General features: G+C 60.4%; 5 protein-coding genes and 1 riboswitch. Of the genes, 2 read left to right on the top strand and 3 right to left on the bottom strand.

What is annotated here, in order from left to right; translation table 11 throughout:
* Both LFT46_RS21395 and LFT46_RS21130 read right to left on the bottom strand, forming a co-directional pair.
* On the bottom strand, positions 1–139 hold a 139-nt coding region (locus LFT46_RS21395; RefSeq protein WP_442863705.1), incomplete at its 3' end, for a class II fructose-bisphosphate aldolase.
* Between the two features lie 3 nt (positions 140–142).
* Positions 143–1,840 carry a glycerol-3-phosphate dehydrogenase/oxidase gene (locus tag LFT46_RS21130; RefSeq protein ID WP_236822191.1) on the bottom strand — a complete coding sequence of 566 codons (1,698 nt, stop codon included), beginning with the start codon at positions 1,838–1,840 and terminating at the stop codon, positions 143–145.
* Positions 1,841–2,201: 361 nt separating this feature from the next.
* Here LFT46_RS21130 and lpdA point away from each other — a divergent pair, with 361 nt between their 5' ends.
* Positions 2,202–3,605 carry a dihydrolipoyl dehydrogenase gene (gene lpdA, locus LFT46_RS21125; RefSeq protein ID WP_236822190.1) on the top strand — a complete coding sequence of 468 codons (1,404 nt, stop codon included), beginning with the start codon at positions 2,202–2,204 and terminating at the stop codon, positions 3,603–3,605.
* Positions 3,606–3,630: 25 nt separating this feature from the next.
* Positions 3,631–4,317 (top strand): dihydrolipoamide acetyltransferase family protein, encoded by a 687-nt coding sequence (locus LFT46_RS21120; protein ID WP_236822189.1) that lies wholly within the window; start codon positions 3,631–3,633, stop codon positions 4,315–4,317.
* A gap of 342 nt (positions 4,318–4,659) precedes the next feature.
* On the opposite strand, the gene thiC is transcribed toward LFT46_RS21120, so the two are convergent.
* Positions 4,660–6,390 (bottom strand): phosphomethylpyrimidine synthase ThiC, encoded by a 1,731-nt coding sequence (gene thiC / locus LFT46_RS21115; protein WP_236822188.1) that lies wholly within the window; start codon positions 6,388–6,390, stop codon positions 4,660–4,662.
* A riboswitch (TPP riboswitch) is annotated at positions 6,388–6,497 on the bottom strand. Its footprint overlaps the gene before it by 3 nt.
* Between the last annotated feature and the right edge of the window lie 539 nt (positions 6,498–7,036).

Below are 7,036 nucleotides of genomic sequence, written 5' to 3'. Positions count from 1 at the left end.
TGATCACCGGGGACTGGCTTGCCTCGGCAGCTGCGATGGTCGCTTCAAGGCTGTAGATGTCCCAAGACTCGAAGTAGCCGACTGCGTAGCGGTTCTTTCCAGCGTGGTCCAGCAGTTCGGGAAGTGATACCAGTGACATGAGTTATTGCTCCGACTTCTTCATTGATGATGGGTATTTGTCTAGGTTGGACAGCATGATCGAGGCGTCTTCCAAGGCACGCGGTCTTCGGAGCCGGATCCATTGATGGTAGGCCTCGACTTCCTGGTGAACGCGCTGCTCGTCCCACTGCAGTTCCCGGGCGGCGATTTCAGCAACGGCTTCAACTGCCCTAAGCCCCGCATCGTCGGCCCAGGACAGCAGCATTCGGCGGGCGACAATGTCGATAAGCGTGCGCGCAAATTCCTCACGGACCGCTAGTACAACTTCAGCGCCTACAGCGCTGTTGTGGCCGGGCAGCGGTGCGGCGAGTGAAGGATCGGCGCAGATCAGACTTTCGATCCGGGCGACCCGGACTCCGTACAGTCCCAGTAGCCTCTGCGCGGTGGCTGTGGGCAGGCTGGTACGGTCCAGAAAGTCCTTCTGAAACTTTCCCCAGTCGGCACAGCGTGCGCCGGGGAGCTTGAGGTGCTTCGTCCCGCCCGGTCCGGATCGGAAGATCCCGTACCAGGGCCGGCGGGATGAAACGAGGTTCGTGTGCTTTTCCACCACGTTCATTGCCATCTCACCCAGAGCTCTGTGAGTGGTCAGCTTTCCGCCGCTGATGCTGAAGAGGTTCTTGATCGTCGGGTGGGCGATGACGTGATGGTTTCTGCTCACCTCGGCCGCTGTTTTGGCTTCAGGCGAGTATGGCAGCGGGCGGACGCCCGAGACTGTGTGCAAGACGGACTGGGGTGTGAGACGTGCCTGGGGAATCAGAGTGTTAACTTCCTTGAGCAAATACGTGATCTCCTCATCAGTCATGATGGCGTCCGCCGGATCACCTTCGAAGAAGATGTCCGTGGAGCCGAGGAGGTAGTTGCCGTCCGGCAACGGAAGGACCAGAATCGCCCGGCCATCACTGACCGCCTCGTAGTGCACGCCGGTTTCGGGGGCCCCCGGAAATGGCCCCACGGTCATGTGGGAACCCTTGGTTCCTCCAATAAGCCGCGACGTCTCATCTATGGTGCGGGACAACACCATGTCGACCCACGGTCCTGACGCGTTCACCACAACCCGTGCCGACTGGACTAGCTCCCGCCCGGTGAGTGTGTCAGTGAGGCGAACATCTACGCCCGCCTTCGACTCGTTCAGTCCCGTCACTCTTAGATGGTTGTGGACACGACCACCGAAGCTCGCGACGTCGAGCGCCTGTTCAATACAGAGCCGTTCTGCGTTGGCGACTTGGGCGTCGTGGTACAGCACCGCTCCGTACAGATCATCTGACTCCAGCCCCGGATACATGAGTTCGACCTCTGCTTTGGACAGGGGTTTGTGCAGTGGCGTGGACTTGTCAAAGGACAATACGTCGTAGAGGAACATGCCCAGGCGCATGATGAAGCCAGAACGCTGGTTATGACGGTAGAACGGAATCAGGAGCGGATACGGCTTCACCAGGTGCGGAGCGGTCTGAAGCAGCCGCTCCCGCTCCCGCAGCGACTCCCGCACCAAATGAAACTCCAGATTCTCCAGATACCGGATACCGCCGTGGACGAGACGGCTTGCGGTCCCTGACGTGCCCGCCCCGAAATCTTCTGCGTCCACTACCGCCGCCAGCCAGCCTTGGGAGGACGCTTCCCTGGCTACTGCCAAGCCGTTGACGCCGCCGCCGATTACGAGAATGTCGACAGGATCTAATGCCACGGACCCCTCGTTCTCACAATTGTGCACTTGCTCACATATGTGATTCATAGGTAGAGTATGACCCAGATCACGAAGGCCTGTCAACGTACGGTGTGGCGACGTCGAGTGAGCTGGTTTTACATTTGCGATCACTGAATTCGGAAGGGGTGCCAATGAGGAGGTCAGAGGACAAGGGCTCCCCCGCCTTAGTCAATGAACGGCGAAAAAGGGCCACGACCTGCCCGAGGAGCTGGCTCACATCAGGGGTTAGCGGCCAGCCAACTACACAGCTAGCTGGGACGCATGAGCCGATCGGCAAAACGGACCCACGGCCCGCGTCACGGGCAAAAACAGAATCCGAAGCAGAACAGGAGAGGTTCAGATGAATCCGCAAAAGTTCGATGTACTCGTTGTAGGTGCCGGCCCAGGAGGCTACACAGCGGCGATCCGCTCCGCGCAGTTAGGCAAACGGGTCGCGATCGTCGAGGAACAGCACTGGGGAGGAGTGTGCCTGAACATCGGATGTGTTCCCTCGAAATCACTGATCCACAGCGCACAACTAGTACAGACCTTCAGAAACGATGCCAAGGAACACGGCATTCAGGTGGGCGGGGAGGTGACCTACGATTTCGGGGCAGCCTTCCAGCGCAGCAGGTCCGTAGCTGACGGCCGGGTCAAAGGCATCCACTACCTCATGAAAAAGAACGGCATCACTGAATTCAATGCACGAGGAACTTTCGCCGATGCAAACACCATGGACCTGGAAATCACCGACGGTGAACGACAAAGCATCAGCTTCGATCACGCGATCATCGCCGTCGGCGCAGAAACACGCCTCCTGCCCGGAACGGCACTTTCCGAAAAGGTCGTCACCTACAAGGAACAGATTCTTTCACCGATCCTGCCGAAAAGTGTCGTCATCGCCGGAGCCGGAGCCATTGGCGTTGAATTCGCCTACGTCATGAGCAGCTACGGGGTAAAAGTGACTTTAGTCGAATTCGCCGACCGCATCGTTCCGCTGGAAGATCCGGAGATCTCCAAGGAGCTGACCAGGCGCTACCGGAAACTCGGAATAGACATCCGGACGGCAACCAAGGTCACCAGCGTTGAGGAGAACTCCACCGAAGTCGCAGTCACGGTGACGAATGGTGAAACGTCAGATGTCATCTACGCCGAAAAGCTCCTCCAAGCAACGGGGTTCACCCCCCGGGTCACCGGCTACGGCCTGGAAAAAACAGGAATCGCCCTCACAGACCGCAGAGCCATCGGCGTCGATGACCAGATGCGAACCAATATCCCGCACATTTATGCCATTGGTGATGTCACGGCCAAGCTGATGCTCGCTCACGCCGCCGAAGCGATGGCACTGGTTGCGGCCGAAGCTCTGGCAGGTGAACCAACGGTTCCCCTGGACTACCTCATGATGCCCCGGGCGACGTACTCCAACCCTCAGATCGCAAGCTTCGGCTACACCGACAACGGACTTTCTCCCCACGGCAGCGAAGTCAAAAAGACCGCCTTCCCGTTCGTGGCAAATGCCAAGGCACACGCTGTGGGCGAACCAAGCGGCTTCGTGAAACTGCTGACCGACAGCCGCAACGGCAAACTTCTGGGCGCTCACCTCATCGGGCCAGATGTCACGGAGCTGCTACCTGAACTGACCCTGGCCCGGCAGGAAGGCCTGACCGTGACCCAGCTGGCCCGGAACATTCACGCGCACCCCACGCTCAGCGAAGCAGTCAAGGAAGCCCTCCACGGGGCAGCCGGTCAAAGCATCAACATCTAACCACGACCAATCAGAAAGAAAACCCATGACTACCACCAACGACATCCCAACCCTTCAAGGAACCACGCTGCCCCTCAAGGGCATCCGGCGTGCAGCGGCTAAGCAAATGGTTACCGCATGGCAAGCACCTGCATTTCATCTCACCGTCGAAGTAGATATGACAAACGCCCTCACGGTGAAATCGGTGTCCCCCCAGTCAACCGTGACTGACCGACTCATCTCTGCCGCAGCCACCGCGTTATCGGAAAATCCGGAACTCAACGCCCACTACTCCGAGGAAGGCGTGACCACGTTCGAGGACATCAACATCGGGATCGCGGTCGCAACGGATGCCGGACTGACCGTCCCCGTCATTCACCGTGTACCCAGCATGAGCCTGCCCGACATCGCCCAAAGGCGGCGTGAAGTTGTCGAAAAGGCCCGTGCCAGGAAGCTGGGCATGGCCGACATTTCAGCAGGAACCTTTACCATCTCAAATCTTGGGATGCTCGGCATCGACCGCTTCGATGCGATCATCAACGTCCCACAAGTGGCCATCCTCGCCGTAGCTTCCACACGCCAGCGGTACGTCATGCTGGACGGCCACGCCGAATGGCGCCCCATATCCGAACTCACCCTCACCTGCGACCACCGGGCCGTAGACGGATCCATGGGGGCCGTCTTCCTAAAAAGGCTCAAGGAACTCCTCGAAGCCCCCATCACCACGCCCTAGGCAAGCAACCCCTCACAGAAGGCGATCATGGCGACAGCATCAACTAAAGAGTCCTGCCACTCCCCGGCTTTGAGACAAAACCAGCCCGTCGGACCGCAACACCTGGAGCGTTATGTTGCCCGGAAAGCCCCCGGGCCAACCCGCACCACCACATTAGACCTTCCCAGTTAGGCCCACGAGCTTTCCCATGGGCTGCCATGGTCGTGAACAGCATCCACCCCACGGGCGTTGCGGTGTCGACGTTCCCCCGCCGCCCAGTGAGCTGCCGTGGCAGTCGAGGCTCCGTGCACGGAAAGGTCCTATGCGAGGGCCCGCGGCGGCAGTCGCAGGCCCTCGCCATTTCTAGGGGTTGAGGCGGGCGGGTTCGGGGAGGTAAACCTTGCCACCGGCTTCGCGGAACTCTGCGCTTTTGGCGTTCATGCCCGCGATTACTTCCTGCTCGGATGCTCCACCGAACTGGTCCCGGATGTCTTGGCTGATCCGCATGGAACAGAACTTCGGCCCGCACATCGAACAGAAATGCGCCGTCTTCGCCGGCTCCGCGGGCAGCGTCTCGTCATGGAACTCCTCCGCCGTGACCGGGTCCAGGGACAGCGCGAACTGGTCGCGCCACCGGAACTCGAACCGGGCCTTAGAGAGGGCGTCGTCGCGTTCATGCGCGCCCGGGTGGCCCTTGGCGAGATCCGCTGCATGGGCCGCGATCTTGTACGTGATCACTCCGGTCTTCACGTCATCCTTGTTCGGCAACCCGAGGTGCTCCTTAGGCGTGACGTAGCACAGCATGGCGGTGCCGTACCGGGCAATCTCCGTGGCCCCGATCGCGGAGGTGATGTGGTCATACCCCGGTGCAACATCGGTTACCAACGGCCCCAGGGTGTAAAAGGGTGCCCCGTCGCAGAGTTCCTGCTGACGTTCGACGTTTTCACGGACCAGGTGGAACGGGATGTGACCGGGTCCTTCGACCATGACCTGCACGTCATACTTCCAGGCCCGCTTGGTCAGTTCGGCCAGGGTGTCCAGTTCAGCGAACTGGGCCGCGTCGTTGGCATCCGCCGTGGAACCCGGGCGCAGACCGTCACCCAGGGAGAACGCGACGTCGTACTTGGCGAAAATCTCGCACAGTTCGTCGAAGTGCGTGTAGAGGAAGTTTTCCTGATGGTGCGCCAGGCACCAGCCGGCCATGATCGACCCGCCACGGGACACGATCCCGGTCACCCTGTTGGCGGTCAGCGGAACGTACCGGAGCAGGACCCCGGCGTGGACGGTCATGTAGTCCACACCCTGCTCGCACTGCTCGATCACGGTGTCCCGGTAGATCTCCCACGTCAGCTCGTTGGCCTGCCCGTTGACCTTTTCCAGCGCCTGGTAGATCGGCACCGTGCCAATCGGGACCGGAGAGTTACGGATGATCCACTCACGGGTCGTGTGGATGTCATCGCCCGTGGAGAGATCCATCACCGTGTCGGCGCCCCACTGGGCCGCCCACTGCAGCTTGTCCACCTCCTCGGCAATGGAGGAGGTCACCGCAGAGTTGCCGATGTTGGCGTTGATCTTCACCAGGAACGCCTTACCGATGATCATCGGCTCGGACTCGGGGTGGTTGATGTTGTTCGGAATGATCGCCCGGCCGGCGGCGACTTCGGAGCGGACCAGTTCAACGTCGCAGTTCTCCCGCACCGCCACGAACCGCATCTCCGGGGTGATGATGCCCCGTTTGGCGTAGTGCATCTGGGTGACGGTCCTGCCGTCGACGGCACGCCGGGGAACAGGCTGGGCACCCTTCCACTCGGCCGACGCAGCACCGCGCCGCACCGCGGACCTGCCGTCATCGAGCAGGTTCCGTTCCCGGCCACCGTAAGGCTCGGTATCGGCCCGCAATTCGATCCATTCGGACCGGAACGGCTCCAAGCCCATCACCGGATCACTGCCAGGCCCCGCTGTCCGGTAGACCGTGAAGGGAGGATTCTTCACCCCGTTCGGCGAATCCTCCAAAGCGATCTCCGTGACAGGGACGCTAATGGCGTGTTCCGGGTCATGGGCATACGCGAGCGAATGCGAATTCATGGCGTTCATGAGTGATTTCCTACTTCCTTCGCCGGCATGACCCGGACAGGTTCAACGGTCACGAACTGCATCAGCCCGATCTCAGCCCCTGCACCAGGGCCCCCGTGTGGATGTGACCAACCTTACAGAGCAGTCGGCGAGACGCAACAGGCCCCCACTGACAGTGCTTCCGGGGCGTTGGTCATCTGGGTTATCAACAACCAGCCTTGGCAGCGTAGAAGAATCCACTAATTCCGCTGTCTGAGATCGCCGCAGCAACTCTCTTGAGCTGCCGTGGAGATCTCGGACAGCAGGCCCTCTTAAAAAGATGGTCTACTGAAAGTAGAGATCTGGATGACAGCTCACACCGCCCGAATAGGGCACACCCAAACCTGGCACCGGGCGTCTTGACTTGGGTCCAGAAAGAGGAACTTGGATCCGGGGCCACTGAAAGGCTTGGTCCCGCCTGCGCCCACACCCGGGGCTACTGCTGCAATGGGAGCTACCCCAACGGCTCCCGACCTCCAGCCGTGGCTAACCCCACTTGACCCCAGCTGTGGACGGAATAGAGTCACCACGGTCAGCTTGTCTGAGCCTAAGCACGTTGACGGAGCCTTGGGCATGTAACGGGCTGAATCGACGTCACCTTAAAGGCCATAGTGGAAGGATCCCTGGG

Origin of the sequence: Arthrobacter sp. FW306-07-I, assembly GCF_021800405.1 — a bacterium.
GTDB lineage: Bacteria > Actinomycetota > Actinomycetes > Actinomycetales > Micrococcaceae > Arthrobacter.
Note: the sequence above shows the minus strand (reverse complement) of the source record. Positions and strands in the feature narration are given on the sequence as shown.

Bases quoted from the DNA above. Each gene is read 5' to 3' on its own strand.
- lpdA (WP_236822190.1), top strand. From the start codon at position 2,202: ATGAATCCGCAAAAGTTCGATGTACTCGTTGTAGGTGCCGGCCCAGGA.
- LFT46_RS21120 (WP_236822189.1), top strand. From the start codon at position 3,631: ATGACTACCACCAACGACATCCCAACCCTTCAAGGAACCACGCTGCCC.
- thiC (WP_236822188.1), bottom strand. From the start codon at position 6,390: ATGAACGCCATGAATTCGCATTCGCTCGCGTATGCCCATGACCCGGAA.